The organism is Cellulosimicrobium sp. ES-005 (genome assembly GCF_040448685.1).
Classification (GTDB): Bacteria; Actinomycetota; Actinomycetes; order Actinomycetales; family Cellulomonadaceae; genus Cellulosimicrobium; species Cellulosimicrobium cellulans_G.
On record NZ_CP159290.1, the window covers coordinates 4,252,692 to 4,270,248 of the forward strand.

Below are 17,557 nucleotides of genomic sequence, written 5' to 3' on the forward strand. Positions count from 1 at the left end.
GGTGCGCCGCCGGGCTCACGACGTCATGACGCGCGTGTGCAGGGCCTGCACGGCGTACCGGGCGGCCCAGAACGCGCCGTGCTGCCACGCCGAGATCTCGGACATCCAGTCGCCCGCGAAGTACACGTTCCCCGCACCCTGCTGGAGCTGCTTGAAGCGCGACGACTGCGTATTCGGGTAGGCCCACGCGCCCTCGATGTAGGGCACCTTGTGCCACGCGATGGAGAACGAGCTCTCCAGCTCGGTCCGGTACTTCTCGCCGTGGATCTTCACGCCCTGCTCGACGGCGCGCATCTCGCGCTGCCGCGGCGTCATGTCGGCGTAGGCGCGCGCGTTGGCCCCGGTGTTGTAGTAGCCGACGACGAGTCCACGGCGCTCGCCGTACCCGTAGGAGGGGTACCAGACGTGGGCGAGGTCCATGTCGGTCTCGGTGATGCCGCCGAAGATCCGGTGGTCGTCCTCCCAGAACCGCGAGCGGTACTCGAGCCCGATCTTGCCCGCCGGCGAGCCGATCGCGAACTCGCCGAGGGCGGCGTCGATGTCCGGGCCCCAGTTCGTGTCCCAGCGGCGCATGAGCCCCGCGGGCGCGGCGACGATCGCGAAGTCCGCGTCGACCTGGCGGGTCTTGCCGTTCGGCGCGGTGTAGGTGACCGTGACGCCGCTCGTGGTGTTCTGCACGCCGGTGACCGGCGAGCTGAACAGGACGTTCTGCTTGCCGATGGCCCGCACGAAGTAGTCGTAGGTCGTGTCCATGCCGCCCTTCGGCTGGAACATGAGCATCGACTGCTCCCAGTTGATCTCGAACGGGAAGTACTGGCCCACCTTCGACGCGAGCACCTCCGAGACCGTGCCGGGGCCGGGGAGCGGCGTGCCGTGCTCGTTCCAGGCGGACGGGTAGACCGAGAACCCGCGGTTGTCGCCGCCGCGGTAGCTGCCGTCGGACTGCAGCGACCCCCAGGACCGGAGGAACGCCCGCAGGTTCTCCTTGTCCGCGGCCGAGAGCTTCTGGTCGAGCGCGCCCTGGTCGGTCGCGTAGCTCAGCAGCTCGGACGTGTAGCCGAACACGTCCGCCTTCGCCGTGCGGTACCGGACCGGGTTGCCGGGGGTGGCGCCCGAGCGCTCGTTGTACAGGTAGGCGTCGGCGTTCGCGTTGGTGAACACCTCGTAGGGGACGCCCAGCTCGCGCAGGTAGTCCATGGTGACCATCCACTGCGCGATGCGGCCCGCGCCGGCGTTCATGTACACGCCGTCGGAGAACCGGGCCTTCTGGGTGACGCCGTTGACGTCCGTCTCGGAGTCGCCCCCACGTATCGTCAGCGTCCGGCCGCCGGGCCGGTGGCGCGCCTCGAGCACCGTGACCCGGTACCCCGCCTTCTGCAGCTCGTACGCCGAGGCGAGACCCGCGGGTCCGGCGCCCACGACGACGACCTTCTTGGCGGAGCGACCCGTCAGGCTGAAGTCGCTGCCCTGCGGCGGCGTCCACGACTCGTTCCGTGGCTGCGCGGCGGCCGTCGGCGCGAGCCCGACCGCCCCCATCGTCGCGAACATGACGCCGGCGCTGGAGCCGACCCCGACGGCCTGGAGGAAGCTGCGGCGCGAGACGCCGGACGTCTTCTCGTCAGTGACCATGTGGCTGGAGCCCTCTCGTCCACGGCCTGACGGGCGGACGGCCCGGCCCACGATGCCGGGTGCCGCCGTCAGCACCGCGGCCGACGCTAGGCACGCGTCGTCGCGAACGTGGGTCCGGTGCGTTTCGCGCCCGTCAACACGCGGCGGCTCGCGTAAACGTCTCGTGTCGGCGCCGTCGTGCCTGGTCACGGGGCGGTGCGGCGCGCGCTGCCGGTGCCCGACCGCCGGGCGACGAGCCGACACGCGCCCGTCACGCCCCCGAAACGGTGCGCGTCTAGCGTCACCGCTCCGGCGGCCGTCGCGGCCCGCCGGAGCGGGCGTCAGGGTGGCGCCCGCCGTCCCCGCCAGGAGGCCTGCATGAAGAACCGCACCAAGGTCGTCGTCGCCGTCGCCGTCACCGCCGCCGTCGCCGTGCCCGGGACCGCCGTCGCCGCAGGGAAGCTCTTCGAGCCGAAGCCCACCGAGTCCTTCTCGTTCGTCACCGGCGACACCCCGTCGATCGCCGACGGCGTCGCGTTCGGCAAGAACGTCGCCTGGTACAAGTCCTCGGGCCTCGGGCCCTCCGCGATGAACACGGCGCCGGGGGCCGGCGCCGAGGAGCGCTACATCCCCACCGACGTGTTCCCCGGAGGGGTGCTGCCGGCGGGCGTGACCATCACCGAGGCGCAGGGGATCAACGTCCTCATGCGGATCGGCGAGAACCTCGAGCGGGCCGGGCTGTCCTACGACGACGTCGTGTCCATGCGCGTGTTCCTCCAGAACCCCGCGGGGCAGGAGAAGATGGACTTCGCCGGCTGGAACCGCGCCTACCGGCAGTTCTTCGCGAACACGAACCTCGCGACGGGGAAGCCGATCGACGTCCAGCTCGGCTCCGCCACGACCGCGCCGATGGTCGTCAACGCCGCGCGGCCGTCGCGGTTCGCGCTCGAGATCGAGAACCTTCCCGTGAACGGCTGGCTCGTCGAGGTCGAGGTGGACGCGGTCTACCCGAAGTGACGCACGACGGGCCGGCGCCCCCGAGGGTGCCGGCCCGTCGCGTCGGTCGTCGGCTCAGTCGCGGAAGGTCTCGATGTTGGCGCCGAGCTCGCGCAGGCGCTCCGTGAGGCCCTCGTAGCCGCGCGCGATGATGTCCACCCCGCGCAGGACCGAGGTGCCCTTCGCGGCGAGCATCGCGAGGAGGATCACGACGGCGGGGCGCAGCGCCGGCGGGCAGCTCACCTCGGCGCCCGACCAGCGCGTCGGGCCCGTCACCTGGAGCCGGTGGGCGTCCAGGAGCCGCACGTCCGCCCCGAGGCGCGTGAGGTCGGTGAGGTGGATCGCACGGCCCTCGTAGACCCAGTCGTGGATGAGCGTCGTGCCCTGCGCGTTCGCGGCGATGACCGCGAAGAACGGCAGGTTGTCGATGTTGAGGCCGGGGAACGGCATGGGGTGGATCTTGTCGATCGGGGCGTGCAGCTCGCTCGGGTGCACGGTGACGTCGACGAGGCGCGTCCGGCCGTTGCGGGACAGGTACTCGGTGCTCTGCGTGTAGCGCAGGCCCATCTCGGACAGGGTCGCGAGCTCGATCTCCATGAACTCGATCGGGACGCGCGCGACCGTGATCTCGGAGCCGGTGACGATGCCCGCCGTGAGCAGGCTCATCGCCTCGACCGGGTCCTCCGAGACGGCGTACTCCACGTCCACGTCGATGTCGGTGCGGCCGTGGACGCGCAGCGTCGTCGTGCCGATGCCCTCCACCCGGACGCCGAGCAGCTCGAGGTAGAAGCACAGGTCCTGGACCATGTAGTTGGGGCTGGCGTTGCGGATCGTCGTCACGCCGTCGCGGCGGGCCGCGGCCATGAGCGCGTTCTCGGTGACGGTGTCGCCGCGCTCGGTGAGCACGACCGACAGGTCCGTGCCCGACGCCGGCGCGACCGTCGCGTGGTAGTTGCCGCCCGTCGCCGTGACCGCGAGGCCGAACGGCCGCAGCGCGATCATGTGGGGCTCCACGGTGCGCGTGCCGAGGTCGCAGCCACCGGCGTACGGGAGCTCGAACGCGTCCCGGAGCCCGAGCAGCGGGCCGAGGAACATGATGATCGAGCGGGTGCGTCGCGCGGCGTCGACGTCGATCGCGGCGAGGTCGAGCTGGTCCGGCACGACGATCTCGAGGTCGCGGCCGCCGGTCGTCCAGGTCGCGCGGACGCCGATGGAGCGCAGCACGTCGACGATGCGGTCGACCTCGACGATGCGGGCGACGCCGCGCAGGGTCGTGCGACCCCGGTTGAGCAGCGACGCGCACAGGAGCGCGACCGCGCCGTTCTTCGAGGAGTTGACGTCGATGCGCCCGGACAGGGTGTGGCCGCCCTGGACGCGCAGGTGCGCGTGCTTGGGCCCGCCGAGGCTGATGATCTCGGAGTCGAGCGCGAGGCTGATGCGGTTGAGCATCTCGAGGCTGAGGTTCTGGGCGCCCTGCTCGATGCGGTGCACGGCGCTCTGGCTCGTGCCGAGCCGCTCGGCGAGCTGGGTCTGCGTGAGGCCCCGGTTCTGGCGGGCGCCGCGGATGAGCGTGCCGACCTGCGTGAGGGGGGCGTCGTCGATCGCTGTCATGCGAGCGACGATAACTCATGGATGAGATATTCACGCGCCGACGCGGCGTGGTCGTGCCGAGATCACGGGTTCGTCACAGGATCTCCATCCGTGTCGTGAGATAGGTGCGAACGTGCTCGCGGGCGCGTGGCCCCGTTGCCCGGCTCGTCGTCGCTCGTCCGCTACGAGGGCCAGCGACCGTCCGCGCCGGCCCCGACGTAGGGCGGCTCTCGCTCGGGGTCGAGCGCGTCGACCCAGCGGCGGTGCGCCGCGACCTGCAGGTCGTGGAGGGCGTCGGGGCCCAGGGCGCCGAGGTCCGGGAAGGCGCGCGCGAGGGCGTCGAGGAGGTCCAGCGTGGCGAGGACGTCGGCGTCCGCCGTGTGCAGCGGACCGACGTCGAGCACCTCGTAGCGCGCGCAGAGGTCGACGAGCCGGCGCTTGCCCTCGCGCGCCGGGTCCCACGCCCGGTCGAGCACGAGCGGGTCGAGCACCGGGCGCACGGGCCGGCCGAGCCGGGCGGCGAGGGTCGGCAGGCCGTGCCGGACGAGCTCCGCGTCGAGGAGGGAGAGGTCGAACGCGGCGTTGTACGCGACGAGCGGGACGCCGTCGCGCTGGGCGTCGACGACGAGCGTCGCGATCTCCTCCAGCGCCTCGGCCGGCACGCCACCGCGGGCAGCCGCGTGCGCCGTCGTGACGCCGTGGATCGCCGTCGCCTCGGCGGGGATCTCGACGCCGGGGTCGAGGAGCCACGTCCGCACGTGCGTCGACCCGGGCTCGCGCAGGACGAGGGCCGCGGTGACGATCCGGTCGACGTCCACGTCGACGCCCGTGGTCTCGGTGTCGAGACCGAGGAGCGGTCCCGCCGTCCAGGGCGTCGTCGTCATGGTGCACCTCGGGGTCTCGCTCGGGTCCCGGCGCGCGTCGCGGCCGGTGCCGCCGGACGTCCCGGCGACGAGCGTCACCCTGCCAGCGCCCACCCACACGGCGGTCGTGCAGGTGACGGGCACGGCCCGCCGGTAGGCTGGCCCGGTGAGCAACGAGATCGAGATCGGACGTGGCAAGCGCGGTCGGCGCGCGTTCTCCTTCGACGACGTCGCGGTCGTGCCGTCCCGGCGCACGCGCGACCCGAAGGAGGTGTCGGTCGGCTGGCAGATCGACGCGTACCACTTCGAGCTGCCGATCCTCGCGGCGCCCATGGACTCGGTGATGAGCCCGGCCACGGCCGTCGCGCTCGGCAACCACGGCGGCCTCGGCGTGCTCGACCTCGAGGGCCTCTGGACGCGCTACGACGACCCCACCGCGCTCCTGGAGGAGATCGCGGCGCTCGAGCCGCTCGAGGCGACGCGGCGCATGCAGGAGATCTACGCGGAGCCCATCAAGCCGGACCTCATCACGCAGCGCCTCAAGGAGATCCGCGCCGCGGGCGTCACGGTCGCCGGCGCCCTGTCGCCGCAGCGTACCCAGGAGCACTACCAGACCGTCGTCGACGCGGGCGTCGACCTCTTCGTCATCCGTGGCACGACCGTCTCGGCCGAGCACGTCTCCGGCGTCGCGGAGCCGCTCAACCTCAAGCGGTTCATCTACGAGCTCGACGTCCCGGTCGTCGTCGGCGGCGCGTCCACGTACACCGCGGCGCTGCACCTCATGCGCACGGGCGCCGCGGGCGTCCTCGTCGGCTTCGGGGGCGGCGCGGCGCACACCACGCGCGTCTCGCTCGGGATCCACGCGCCCATGGCGACGGCGGTCGCGGACGTCGCGGCCGCGCGCCGCGACTACCTCGACGAGTCGGGCGGCCGGTACGTGCACGTCATCGCCGACGGCGGCGTCGGCCGCTCGGGCGACCTGGTGAAGGCCGTGGCCTGCGGTGCGGACGCCGTGATGATCGGTGCCGCGCTCGCGCGCGCCGAGGAGGCTCCCGGCCGGGGTTGGCACTGGGGCTCGGAGGCGCACCACGCACAGCTCCCGCGCGGCGAGCGCGTGCGCGTCGGCACCGCCGGCACGCTCGAGGAGATCCTCTTCGGCCCGGGCCGCCAGGCCGACGGCACGCTCAACCTCGTCGGCGCCCTGCGGCGCGCGATGGCCACGACCGGGTACTCCGACCTCAAGGAGTTCCAGCGCGTCGAGGTCGTCGTCTCGCCGTACCAGCCGCGCTGAGCCGCACCGTGACGGGGCGCGTCGCGGACGGACCGCGGCTGACGCGCGCGGGCGCCGCCGTGCCCGGGCGGGCGCGTGAGGAGTCGCTCGACGGCGGCCTCCGCGGTCAGGACGCGGACGTCGCCTTCGCGGACGTCGCGGACGACGACGTCGAGGACGTCGTCGCCCTGTGGCGCGCGTGCGACCTCACCCGGCCGTGGAACGACCCGTACCGCGACCTCGCGGACGCCCGGCTGGGGGAGACGTCCACGGTGCTCGTGGGCCGGGCGACGCGCGACCTCCCGGGACGGGCGTCCGCCGACGGCGACCCCGGCGGCGGTCCCAGCGGCGTCGTCCGCGCGGGCGAGGTCGTCGCGTCGGCGATGGCCGGCGTCGACGGGCACCGCGGCTGGCTGTACTACGTCGCCGTGGACCCGCGCCTGCAGGGCACCGGCACGGGTCGCGCCACGGTCGTCGCGGCGGAGGCGTGGCTCGCCGCGCAGGGCGCGCGCGCCGTGCGCCTCATGGTGCGCTCGACCAACGACGCGGTCCGCGGCTTCTACGAGCGCCTCGGCTACGTCGACCAGGAGTGCGTCGTCCTCGGTCGACCGCTCGGCGCGGCGGACGCGCGCGACGCCGGGCGATGACGACGACGGCCTGGGCGCCGGACGCCGACGACCTGGCCGCGCTCGAGGCCGAGCACCGTGCGCGGGTGCGCGCGCTCGACCCGCTCGTCGCGGTCCCCGACCTGGGCGCCGCGCCGGACGACGCGCGGCTGCTCGCGGTCCGGCTGCTCGACGGGTCCCGGGCCGCGGGTCTCCTCACGGCCGGCGACGTCGGCGCCGACTCGTCGACCGCGCTGTTCCGCCCGCTGCGCGAGCACCGGCTGCGCGCACGGGCGGCCGGCCCCGACGTCCCGGGCGCGGTCGCCGCGCTCCTCGCCGCCTGGGCGGCGCGCGTCGCCGGGGACCCGGGCGTCCCGCCCGTCGGCGACGGCGTGCGCCAGGTGGGCCCGGCACCGCGCGACCACGGCATGGTCCTCCTGTGGCCGAGCCGGGACGTCGAGGCCGTCGCGGCGCTCGCCGCGCACGGGATGCGCCCGACCGTCCACCTGGCGGCGCGGCGCGGGACGGCACCCGCCGCGTCGCGGGGTCGTGCCGGTGCGGTCGTGCGCGACGCGACGGCCGACGACGTCCCGGCGCTCGTGGCGCACCAGCTCGCCGAGCTCGCGTACGACGAGCTCGTGGGCGCGGCCCGGGTGCGCCCCGGAGCCCGGGAGCACCTCGCGACCCAGGTCGCGGGCGCGGTGGCGAACCCGGCCACGACGTTCCTCGTCGCGACGGCGGCCCGGGCCGAGGCTCGCGGGGGCGCGTCCGGGGAGCGAGGCGAGGACGTCCTGGGCGTGGTCGCGGTCGAGCCGCCGGAGCGGTCCGGGGCGGTCGCCGGGACGGTCACGGCCGGACCGGTCTCCTACCTGGTGCTCCTGCACGTGACCGGCGCGGCGCGCGGCGCCGGGGTCGGCGGTGCGCTCGTCGACGCGGCGCTCGCGCGCGTGCGGGAACGCGCCGGGAAGGACGCGGTCGTGCTCCTGCACCACGGCGTCCTCAACCCGCTCTCGGCGCCGTTCTGGGCGCGCCAGGGCTTCCGCCCCGTGCTCACGACCTGGGAGCTGCCCGTCACCGGTCCTGTCGGTCCGACGACGTAGCCTGTCCCCATGACGAGCTCATCCGGCACCCCCGGCAGCGGACCCGGCGAGGGCGCCGCGCTGGACGGCCTGATCGACCCCGAGAACCCCGCGGCGACGTACGTGCTCGAGCCCGACGTCGTCGCACCGCTCGCGCAGCGCGTCGTCACCAGCAACGAGGCGGGCATGCACCGCTCCGTCCTGCCCTTCACGGGCGCGCCGCTCGCCGCGTTCCCGGTGTCCTCCGTCGAGGACGTCGCGCGGGCTGTCGAGCGGGCGCGGGCCGCGCAGCCGGCGTGGGCGGCGCTCCCCGTCCGGGAGCGCGCGGCCGTGCTGCGGCGGTTCGGCGAGCTCGTGCTCGCGCGCCAGTCCGACGGCCTCGACCTCATCCAGATGGAGTCCGGCAAGTCGCGCCGCAGCGCGTTCGAGGAGGTCGCCGACGTCGCGATCCTCACGCGCCACTACGCGCGGCGCGGCCCGCGCTACCTCGCCGACCGGCGGGCGCCGGGGATGCTGCCCGTGCTCACCGGCACGCGCGTGCACCGTCGCCCCGTGGGCGTGGTCGGCGTCGTCGCGCCGTGGAACTACCCGCTGACGCTCGCGTTCGCCGAGGCCGTGCCCGCGCTCGTGGCGGGCAACGCCGTCGTGCTCAAGCCGGACCCGCAGACGACGCTCACCGCGCTGTGGGGCGCGGAGCTGCTCGAGGAGGCGGGCCTGCCCGCGGACCTGTTCCTCGTCGTCGCGGGCGGGGGAGACGTCGGCGCCGCGGTGACCGACCACGTGGACCACATCGCGTTCACCGGCTCGACGGCCACCGGCCGCAAGGTCGCCGCGCGGGCGGGAGAGCGCCTCATCGGCGCGACGCTCGAGCTCGGCGGCAAGAACCCCCTGTACGTCGCGGCCGACGCCGACGTGCGCGCCGCCGCGCGCGGCGCCGTGCGCGCGTGCTTCTCCAACTCCGGCCAGCTCTGCGTCTCGATCGAGCGGCTCGTCCTGCACGAGGACGTCGCGGACGCGTTCCTCGACGAGTTCGTCCCGCTCGTCCGCGAGATGCGCCTCGGCGCCGGGCTCGACTACTCCGCCGACATGGGGTCGCTCACGTCGCAGGCGCAGCTCGACCGCGTGGTCGCGCACGTCGAGGACGCCATCGCGCGCGGCGCGCGCGTCCTCGCGGGCGGCGTGCACCGCGCGGACATCGGCCCTTGGTTCTACGCACCCACGGTGCTGGACGACGTGCCCGACGACGCGGCGTGCGCGCGCGAGGAGACGTTCGGTCCCGTCGTCTCCGTGCGTCGGGTCGCGAGCGACGACGAGGCCGTGCGGGTCATGAACGACTCCGAGTTCGGGCTCAACGCGAGCGTGTGGACGCGCGACGTGGCGCGAGGCCGCCGGATCGCGGCCCGCGTGGAGGCGGGGACCGTCAACGTCAACGACGGGTACTCCGCCGCCTGGGGCTCCGTCGGCGCCCCGATGGGCGGGTTCAAGGCGTCCGGCCTCGGCCGTCGGCACGGCCGCGAGGGGATCGAGGCGCTCACGGAGGCGCAGACCATCTCCGTGCAGCGCGGCGCGAACCAGGGCCTCACGCTCGACACGCTCTACGAGATCGGCGGCGAGCTCCCCAGCAGGGTGCTCACCTCCGCGCTCGACGTCATGCGTCGCCTGCGCCTGCCCTGACCGTCCTCCGGCTGCCACTGCCCCCCGACGGTGCCGGGCGCGCGTCGTCAGCGCCGCACGGCGTCGAGCACGGCCTTCGTCGCCGCGGGTACCTCGCGCACGCGGTAGAGCACGGCCTTCCACGGCTCGACGCTCGCCGCGCTGACCCCGATCCCGACCGCGTCGAGACCCGCGACGCGGCACGAGAAGAGCGTGCGCGGCAGGTGGTAGCCCTGCGTCACCACGACCGCCGTGCCGACGCCGAACTCCGACACCGCGCGCGTGCACGTGGCGTGCGTGTCGAAGCCCTCCCGGTCCAGCAGGATCGCGTCGTCCGGGACGCCCCGGTCGAGCAGCCACGCGCGCATCGACCCGGGCTCGTCGTAGTCGTCGTGCGCGTCGCCGCTCACGAGGACGACGGGCGCGACGCCCCGGCCGTAGAGCTCCGCGGCCGCGTCGAGCCGACGTCGCAGGTACGTCGACGGCGACCCGTCGGGGCGCAGCCCCGCACCCGGGACGACGATCGCGTCGCTCGGCGGCACGTCCGCCCGGTCGGCGACGTGCGCGCGCCCGACGCCCTGCACGACGGCGAACGGCGCCAGCACGAGCACCGCCAGGCCGGCCGCGACCCAGACCGTCGCGCGCCGACGCCGCGACCGACGGGGACGGTCGCGCGGGACCCGACGGGAGGCCCCCGACCCGGACGACGTCGACGTCGAGGACTGCGCGGCCGGGCTGGAGGTCGGGTCGTCGCTCACGCCCCGACCCTAGCGCCGCCACAACGCCGACAGGCGACACGGCGCCCCGAACAGGTGGTCCTGACCCGTCCGCCGTCCGGGACGCGCCAGGACCACCTGTTCGGCGGGTTGCCGGGGGCGAGGGTTAGGTGGGGGTGGTGAGGGTCGTGAGCTCGTCGGTGAGGTTGTGGCGGGCCCGGTCCTCCCATCGGGCGGCGCCCTGCGGGGTGCGGAACAGCACGCCGCCACCGAGCAGTCCTCGCAGGACGGCGGCGCGACCGGTGCGGAAGGCGTCGTCGGGCACGTGCGCGTACTCGGCGCGGACCTGTCGGACGTACCGCGCGTACCGGTCCGGCGCGGAGCCGAGGATCGCGAGGTCGGCGTCGGACACGAGCGCACCCGCCCGGTCGTCGGCCGTGGGGGAGTGGTCCGTCGTCACGAGCACGAGCCGCACGACCTCGTCGACGACCGCGGTGTCGAGGTGGCCCGCGAGCCGGGTACGCGCGAGCTCGGCGGAGCGCTCCTCGTCGCGTCCCGCCACGCCGTCGTGCACGGCGTCGTGGAACCACAGCGCGAGCTGGGTCGCCGCGGTGTCGCTCGCCGCCGGGCCGACGGGCTCGCGCCCGGGCGGGCTCGCGCCGTCGGGCACTCCGGGGGGTCGCCCCTCCAGGAGCGCGAGCGAGTCGAGCGCGTGGACGAGGTGCTCCGGCCCGTGGTAGACGCGGTGCGGCTCGTGCCAGCGCTCGACGAGGTCGACGCCGACGTCGCGGGCCCCGGGCAGGAGCGCGTCCCACCGGGCGAGCAGCGCGTCGGCCTTCGCCGCGCGCCGGGCCCGGCCCGGCACGCGCAGCCCGGACGCCCCGAGCCGGCGCGCGAGCTCGCGCCCGCCGACGGGGACGGCTCCCGCCGCGACCGCGGCGTCGTACCGCTCGGCGGCGACGTCGTAGTGGTCGAGGTCGAACGCCCGCCGGCTCACGCCGATGCCCGCGGCGAACGCGTGCAGCTCCGCCAACGAGTCGTCCGACACCAGGTGGCTGAACAGCGTCCCGTGCGCGGGCCACGCCGGCGGGTCGATGAGAACGGTCACCGACCGAGCATGCCACCTACGACGCGCGCGACGCCGCCTCGACGACCTCGACGGACTGGCGCGCGATCGCGAGCTCCTCCATCGTCGGCACGACCATGACGAGCGTGCTCGTCCAGTCGGGCGAGATGACGCGCGGCTCGCCGGAGCGCACGGCGTTGCGCTCCGGGTCGACGGCGAGGCCGAGCGGCTCGAGCCCCTCGACGACGGCGGCGCGCACGTCCGCGTCGTTCTCGCCGACGCCCGCCGTGAAGGCGACGACGTCGACCCGGCCGAGCACGGCGGTGTAGGCACCGACGTACTTGCGCAGGCGGTGGATGTAGACGTCGAAGGCGCGGCGCGCGCCCTCGTCGCCGGCGTCGATGAGCCGCCGCAGCTCGCGGAAGTCGTTGACCCCCGACAGGCCCTTGACGCCCGAGCGCTTGTTGAACAGGACGTCGATCTCGTCGATGCTCATGCCCGCGTTGCGCGCGAGGTGGAACACGATGGCCGCGTCGATGTCGCCCGTGCGCGTGCCCATGACGAGGCCCTCGAGCGGCGTCATGCCCATCGACGTGTCGACCGCGACGCCGCCGCGCACGGCCGACGCGGACGCGCCGTTGCCGAGGTGCAGCACGATCGTGTTGAGGCCCTCGATCCGGCGGCCCAGCACGCGCGCGACCTTGCCGGACACGTACTGGTGGCTCGTGCCGTGGAACCCGTACCGGCGCACCCCGTGCTCCTGCGCGACCTCGCGGTCCAGCGCGTACGTGGCCGCGGCGTCGGGCAGCGTGGAGAAGAACGCCGTGTCGAACACCGCGACGTGCGGCACGTCGGGCAGCAGCTCGCGCGCGACCTCGATGCCCTTGACGTTCGGCGGGTTGTGCAGCGGTGCCAGCGGCGAGAGCGCGGAGATCTGGCGGACGACGTCGTCGTCCACCAGGACCGGCGCGGAGAAGACCGCGCCGCCGTGCACCACGCGGTGGCCCACGGCGTACACGTCCGCGTCGGCGAGCGTCGGCCCCACCTCGTCGAACAGGCCCAGCGCGATGCGCAGGGCGACGCCGTGGTCCGCGACGGGCTCCTCACGCGTCGTCGTGTTCCCCGCGAACCGGTGCTTGATGATGCCGGTGTCCTCGCCGATGCGCTCGATCGTGCCCGCGGCGATCGCCTCGCCGCCGACGGGGTTGACGAGCTGGTACTTGAGCGAGGACGACCCCGAGTTCATGACGAGCACGGACCCGTGCGCCCCGTAGGCGCTGTAGGGGTTGGGGCGCTCGCCCTCGGGCAGGATCGTCATGAGGTGGCTCCTCGGGAGTGGCCGGAGTCGTGGGTGGAGTCGGCGGCTGGCGCAGGGGCCGCGGACCCCTGCGCCTGGATCGCCGTGATCGCGACGGTGTTGACGATGTCCTGCACGAGCGCGCCGCGCGAGAGGTCGTTCACCGGCTTGTTGAGGCCCTGGAGGACCGGGCCCACCGCGACGGCGCCCGCGGAGCGTTGCACCGCCTTGTAGGTGTTGTTGCCCGTGTTGAGGTCCGGGAAGATGAACACCGTCGCGCGGCCCGCGACGTCCGAGCCCGGCATCTTCGACGCCGCGACGGACGCGTCCACGGCGGCGTCGTACTGGATCGGGCCCTCGACGAACAGGTCGGGGCGGCGCTCGCGGACGAGGGCCGTGCCCCGGCGCACCTTGTCGACGTCGGCACCCGACCCCGACTCGCCGGTCGAGTACGACAGCATCGCGACGCGCTGGTCGACGCCGAACTGCTGCGCCGTCGCCGCGGAGGAGATCGCGATGTCCGCGAGCTGCTCCGCGGTCGGGTCCGGGATGACCGCGCAGTCCCCGTAGACGAGGACGCGGTCCTGGAGGCACATGAGGAACACCGACGACACGACGGACACGCCCGGCTGCGTCTTGATGATCTCGAACGACGGCTTGATGGTGTGCGCCGTCGTGTGCTTGGCGCCCGAGACCATGCCGTCCGCGAGGCCGAGGTGGACCATCATCGTGCCGAAGTACGAGACGTCCTGGACGCGCTCGCGCGCCTCCTCGAGCCGGATGCCCTTGTGGGCGCGCAGGCGGGCGTACTCCGCCGCGAACCGCTCCACGAGCCCCGGGTCGTGCGGGCTGACGACGTGGGCGGCGTCGATGTCGAGGCCGAGCTCGGCCGCGCGGGCGCGGACCTTGGGCTCCTCGCCGAGGATCGTCAGCTCGGCGACCTGGCGGCCGAGCAGCGTGGACGCGGCGCGCAGGATGCGGTCGTCGTCGCCCTCGGGGAGCACGACGTGCTTGCGGTCCGCGCGGGCGCGCGAGAGCAGCTCGTACTCGAACATGAGCGGCGTGACGACCTCGGGCCGGGGAACGTCGAGGCCGGCGAGGAGCGCCGCGCCGTCGATGTTCTGCTCGAACAGCGCGAGCGCCGTGTCGACCTTGCGCTGCGACTCCTTGGTGACGCGGCCGCGGGCGCTCGCGGCGGCGCTCGCCGAGCGGAACGTCCCCAGGTCGGTGCGGATGATCGGCAGGCTCGGGTCGAGGTCCGCGACGAGGCGCGCCGTGGACTCCGGCGGGAAGAACCCGCCGTTGAGGATGACGCCCGCGAGCGAGGGGAAGCCCGACGCCGAGTGCGCGGCGAGCAGCCCGATGAGGATGTCGACGCGGTCGCCGGGCGTGATGACGACCGCGCCGTCGGTCAGCCGGTCCAGCAGGTGCTCGAACGACATGGCGCCGACGAGCAGGTCCGTCGCCTCGCGGCCCAGGAGCGCCTCCTCCCCGAACGCGAGCGTCCCGCCCACGGCCTCCATGAGCGCGCGCACGGTCGGTGCGTCGAGGAACGGGTCCTCGGGCACCGCCCAGCCCGGCAGGTGCGCGCCCGTGGCCGGCTCGGCCGTCGTGCCCGACGCCGTCCCCGCGGCCCGCGCGAGCGGCTCGCCGTCGGGGCCGAGCGCCCCGAGCAGCGCGCGCACCGCGTCGAGGTCGTCCGGCTGGACGCGGTTCGCGACGACGCCGATCGGCTGCGCGTGCTGGGAGCGCAGCTCGGCGACGCTCACCTCGATGAGGTTGCCCACGGCGTCGGGCGTGCGGTCCTTGCCGGAGACGACGAGGAGGACCGGCGCGCCGAGGTTCGCCGCGACGCGCGCGTTGAACGACAGCTCGGTCGGGCCCGCGACGTCGGTGTAGTCCGTCCCGACCACCACGACGAAGTCGCACTGCCGCGCGACCTCGTGGTACCGGGCCACGATCTGCGAGAGCGCGGCCTCCGGGTCGGCGTGGACGTCCTCGTACGTGACGCCGATCGCCTGCTCGGCGGTGACGTCCACGCCGTCGTGCGCGAGCAGGAGCTCGAGCACGTAGTCCTGCACGTCCGGGCCGGCGGCCCGGGTGACCGGGCGGAAGACCCCCACCCGCTGGACCTTGCGGACCAGCAGGTCGAGGACCCCCAGCGCGATCGTGGACTTGCCCGTCTCGCCCTCGGGCGAGGTGATGTAGATGCTGCGAGCGGTATCGCTCACTCGTTGTCTCCTCCGGTGTCCTGCACGGCGGCGCTCGCGCCGTTGTACTGCGGGCCACCCTGCTCGGTCGCCGTCTCGCCGACGTCCGGCCACACCCAGTCGCGCACCTCGGGGATGTCCTCCCCGTGCTCGCGGGTGTACTGCCGGGCCGTCAGCCGCGCGTCGACCATCTCCTGGCGCAGACCCGCGTAGGTCGAGCGCAGGGACGGCACGCGGTCGATGACGTCGATCACCAGGTGGTAGCGGTCGATGTCGTTGAGCATGGCCATGTCGAACGGGGTGGTGGTGGTGCCCTCCTCCTTGTAGCCGCGCACGTGGATGTTCGCGTGGTTGGTGCGGCGGTACGTGAGGCGGTGGATCAGCCACGGGTAGCCGTGGTAGTTGAAGATGACGGGCCGGTCCGCGGTGAAGAGCGTGTCGAAGTCCTTGTCCGACAGGCCGTGCGGGTGCTCCTTCTCGTCCTGGAGCCGCATGAGGTCCACGACGTTGACGACCCGGACCTTGAGGTCCGGGATCCGGCGGCGCAGGATGTCCGCCGCGGCGAGCACCTCGAGCGTCGGGACGTCGCCCGCGGCGCCGAGCACGACGTCCGGGTCCTCGCCCTCGACCTCGGTGCCGGCCCACTCCCAGATGCCGAGCCCGCGCGTGCAGTGCGCGACGGCCTGGTCCATGGACAGGAACTGCGGTGCCGGCTGCTTGCCCGCGACGACGACGTTCACGTACTGGCGGGAGCGCAGGCAGTGGTCGTAGGTCGAGAGCAGGGTGTTGGCGTCCGGCGGCAGGTAGACGCGGACGATCTCGGCCTTCTTGTTGACGACGTGGTCGATGAAGCCCGGGTCCTGGTGGCTGAAGCCGTTGTGGTCCTGGCGCCACACGTGGCTCGACAGCAGGTAGTTGAGGCTCGCGATCGGTCGCCGCCACGGGATGTGGTTGGTGACCTTGAGCCACTTCGCGTGCTGGTTGAACATCGAGTCGACGATGTGGATGAAGGCCTCGTAGCTGGTGAACAGGCCGTGCCGCCCGGTGAGCAGGTAGCCCTCGAGCCAGCCCTGGCACTGGTGCTCCGACAGCATCTCCATGACCCGGCCGGCACGCGCGAGGTGCTCGTCGACGTCCGGCCCGAAGAAGTCGGCGTTCCACTGCTTGTCCGTGACCTCGTACACGGCCTGGAGCCGGTTCGACGCGGTCTCGTCCGGCCCGAAGATCCGGAAGTTGTCGGGGTTGAGCCGCACCACGTCGGTGAGCCACTGACCCAGCACGCGGGTCGCCTCGGCGACGTTGCCGCCCGGTCCCGAGACGTCGACCGCGTAGTCGCGGAAGTCCGGCAGGCGCAGGTCCTTGAGCAGCAGCCCGCCGTTCGCGTGCGGGTTGTCGCTCATGCGCAGCGTGCCCTCGGGGGCGAGCGCGGCGATGTCGTCGCGCAGGCGACCGCCCTCGTCGAAGAGCTCGTCCGCGCGGTACGACTCGAGCCAGCCGCGCAGCACGTCGAGGTGCTCCGGGGTGTCCCGCGCGCTCGCGAGCGGCACCTGGTGCGCGCGCCACGAGTCCTCGGTCTTCTTGCCGTCGATGACGGGCGGGCAGGTCCAGCCCTTCGGCGTGCGGAACACGATCATCGGCCACGCGGGTCGCTCGTCGTTCCCGGCCGCGGCGTCGGCCTTGATCTGCGCGATGTGGTTGAGCACCTCGTCGAGGAGCTGCGCGAAGCGCTGGTGGACCTCGAAGTGGTCCTCGCCGTCGAACCCGCCCGTGAAGAAGTACGGGGTGTGGCCGTAGCCGATCATGAGGTCGCGCAGCTCGTCGTCGCTGATCCGGGCGAGCACCGTCGGGTTGGCGATCTTGTACCCGTTGAGGTGCAGGATCGGCAGCACGACGCCGTCGTTGCGCGCGTTGACGAACTTGTTGGAGTGCCAGCTCGTCGCGAGCGGGCCCGTCTCCGCCTCGCCGTCGCCCACGACCGCCGCGACCAGCAGGTCCGGGTTGTCGAACGCCGCGCCGTACGCGTGGGAGAGCGCGTAGCCGAGCTCGCCGCCCTCGTGGATCGACCCCGGCGTCTCGGGCGCGACGTGGCTCGGGATCCCGCCCGGGAAGGAGAACTGGCGGAACAGGCGGCGCAGGCCCTCGGTGTCCTGCGTGATGTCCGTGTACGTCTCGGAGTACGTGCCCTCGAGGTACGCGTTCGCGACGAGGCCGGGGCCGCCGTGACCGGGGCCCGCGACGTAGATCGTCGACTGGCGGCGCTGCGCGATCGCGCGGTTGAGGTGCGCGTAGAGGAAGTTCAGGCCGGGCGTCGTGCCCCAGTGGCCCAGCAGGCGCGGCTTGACGTCCTCGCGGTCCAGCGGCGTGCGCAGCAGCGGGTTGTCGAGCAGGTAGATCTGGCCGACGGACAGGTAGTTCGCTGCACGCCACCACGCGTCGACGCGACGCAGGGTGTCGTCGTCGAGGGGGGCGACCTCGGCGGGTCGCCAGGCGGTGGACTCGGTGGCGGTGGTCGTGCTCATCTCACGCTCCTGCAGGGGGAAGGGTTCGTGAACGACTACGGCTTCATACAACCGCATCGACCGGGGCCCTGCACGGTCCGTGACG

The 17,557-nt window shown here is 73.7% G+C and carries 13 protein-coding genes; 5 read left to right on the forward strand and 8 right to left on the reverse strand.

Annotated features, from left to right (window positions below; all coding sequences use genetic code 11):
- Positions 1-15 precede the first annotated feature (15 nt).
- Positions 16-1,629 (reverse strand): FAD-dependent oxidoreductase, encoded by a 1,614-nt coding sequence (locus ABRQ22_RS19045; protein ID WP_353707822.1) that lies wholly within the window; start codon positions 1,627-1,629, stop codon positions 16-18.
- Positions 1,630-1,986: 357 nt separating this feature from the next.
- On the opposite strand from ABRQ22_RS19045, the gene ABRQ22_RS19050 reads away from it, so the two are divergent.
- Complete coding sequence (locus ABRQ22_RS19050; protein ID WP_205207131.1) at positions 1,987-2,625, forward strand: Rid family hydrolase; 639 nt, start codon at positions 1,987-1,989, stop codon at positions 2,623-2,625.
- Positions 2,626-2,679: 54 nt separating this feature from the next.
- Here the strand turns inward: ABRQ22_RS19050 and ABRQ22_RS19055 are convergent, their stop codons facing one another.
- Positions 2,680-4,215: a UDP-N-acetylglucosamine 1-carboxyvinyltransferase gene (locus ABRQ22_RS19055; RefSeq protein ID WP_253050844.1), complete on the reverse strand. Its 1,536-nt coding sequence runs from the start codon at positions 4,213-4,215 to the stop codon at positions 2,680-2,682.
- A 161-nt stretch (positions 4,216-4,376) separates the two neighbouring features.
- Entirely contained in the window at positions 4,377-5,078 is a 702-nt protein-coding gene (locus ABRQ22_RS19060; protein WP_253050845.1) for an exonuclease domain-containing protein, read from the reverse strand.
- A 145-nt stretch (positions 5,079-5,223) separates the two neighbouring features.
- Here ABRQ22_RS19060 and ABRQ22_RS19065 point away from each other — a divergent pair, with 145 nt between their 5' ends.
- From ABRQ22_RS19065 to ABRQ22_RS19080, 4 genes are read left to right on the forward strand one after another with little or no spacing between them, the layout of a single operon-like run.
- A complete protein-coding gene (locus ABRQ22_RS19065) occupies positions 5,224-6,348 on the forward strand; it encodes a GuaB3 family IMP dehydrogenase-related protein (protein WP_253050846.1) in 1,125 nt (374 codons plus the stop codon).
- A gap of 8 nt (positions 6,349-6,356) precedes the next feature.
- Positions 6,357-6,974, forward strand: coding sequence for a GNAT family N-acetyltransferase (locus tag ABRQ22_RS19070; RefSeq protein ID WP_353707823.1), 618 nt, complete (start codon positions 6,357-6,359; stop codon positions 6,972-6,974).
- On the forward strand, positions 6,971-8,032 hold the full coding sequence (locus tag ABRQ22_RS19075) for a GNAT family N-acetyltransferase (RefSeq protein ID WP_353707824.1): 1,062 nt from the start codon (positions 6,971-6,973) through the stop codon (positions 8,030-8,032). The genes ABRQ22_RS19070 and ABRQ22_RS19075 overlap by 4 nt, the downstream gene beginning before the upstream one ends.
- Positions 8,033-8,041: 9 nt before the next feature.
- On the forward strand, positions 8,042-9,685 hold the full coding sequence (locus ABRQ22_RS19080; RefSeq protein WP_253050849.1) for a succinic semialdehyde dehydrogenase: 1,644 nt from the start codon (positions 8,042-8,044) through the stop codon (positions 9,683-9,685).
- A 47-nt stretch (positions 9,686-9,732) separates the two neighbouring features.
- On the opposite strand, the gene ABRQ22_RS19085 is transcribed toward ABRQ22_RS19080, so the two are convergent.
- From ABRQ22_RS19085 to ABRQ22_RS19105, 5 genes are all read right to left on the reverse strand, one after another.
- Positions 9,733-10,422 carry an ElyC/SanA/YdcF family protein gene (locus ABRQ22_RS19085; protein WP_353707825.1) on the reverse strand — a complete coding sequence of 230 codons (690 nt, stop codon included), beginning with the start codon at positions 10,420-10,422 and terminating at the stop codon, positions 9,733-9,735.
- 124 nt (positions 10,423-10,546) lie between these two features.
- Complete coding sequence (locus tag ABRQ22_RS19090) at positions 10,547-11,488, reverse strand: DUF4031 domain-containing protein (RefSeq protein WP_353707826.1); 942 nt, start codon at positions 11,486-11,488, stop codon at positions 10,547-10,549.
- A 16-nt stretch (positions 11,489-11,504) separates the two neighbouring features.
- Positions 11,505-12,764, reverse strand: coding sequence for an acetate kinase (locus ABRQ22_RS19095; RefSeq protein ID WP_353707827.1), 1,260 nt, complete (start codon positions 12,762-12,764; stop codon positions 11,505-11,507).
- Complete coding sequence (gene pta, locus ABRQ22_RS19100) at positions 12,761-14,974, reverse strand: phosphate acetyltransferase (protein ID WP_353707828.1); 2,214 nt, start codon at positions 14,972-14,974, stop codon at positions 12,761-12,763. Before pta ends, ABRQ22_RS19095 begins: the two co-directional genes overlap by 4 nt.
- Positions 14,971-17,472 (reverse strand): phosphoketolase family protein, encoded by a 2,502-nt coding sequence (locus tag ABRQ22_RS19105; RefSeq protein WP_353707829.1) that lies wholly within the window; start codon positions 17,470-17,472, stop codon positions 14,971-14,973. The genes pta and ABRQ22_RS19105 overlap by 4 nt, the downstream gene beginning before the upstream one ends.
- Positions 17,473-17,557: the final 85 nt, after the last annotated feature.

What these genes read in the sequence shown, in the direction of transcription:
- ABRQ22_RS19045 (WP_353707822.1), bottom strand. Translation starts at nt 1,629, where the DNA reads ATGGTCACTGACGAGAAGACGTCCGGCGTCTCGCGCCGCAGCTTCCTC.
- ABRQ22_RS19050 (WP_205207131.1), top strand. Translation starts at nt 1,987, where the DNA reads ATGAAGAACCGCACCAAGGTCGTCGTCGCCGTCGCCGTCACCGCCGCC.
- ABRQ22_RS19055 (WP_253050844.1), bottom strand. Translation starts at nt 4,215, where the DNA reads ATGACAGCGATCGACGACGCCCCCCTCACGCAGGTCGGCACGCTCATC.
- ABRQ22_RS19060 (WP_253050845.1), bottom strand. Translation starts at nt 5,078, where the DNA reads ATGACGACGACGCCCTGGACGGCGGGACCGCTCCTCGGTCTCGACACC.
- ABRQ22_RS19075 (WP_353707824.1), top strand. Translation starts at nt 6,971, where the DNA reads ATGACGACGACGGCCTGGGCGCCGGACGCCGACGACCTGGCCGCGCTC.
- ABRQ22_RS19080 (WP_253050849.1), top strand. Translation starts at nt 8,042, where the DNA reads ATGACGAGCTCATCCGGCACCCCCGGCAGCGGACCCGGCGAGGGCGCC.
- ABRQ22_RS19095 (WP_353707827.1), bottom strand. Translation starts at nt 12,764, where the DNA reads ATGACGATCCTGCCCGAGGGCGAGCGCCCCAACCCCTACAGCGCCTAC.
- ABRQ22_RS19105 (WP_353707829.1), bottom strand. Translation starts at nt 17,472, where the DNA reads ATGAGCACGACCACCGCCACCGAGTCCACCGCCTGGCGACCCGCCGAG.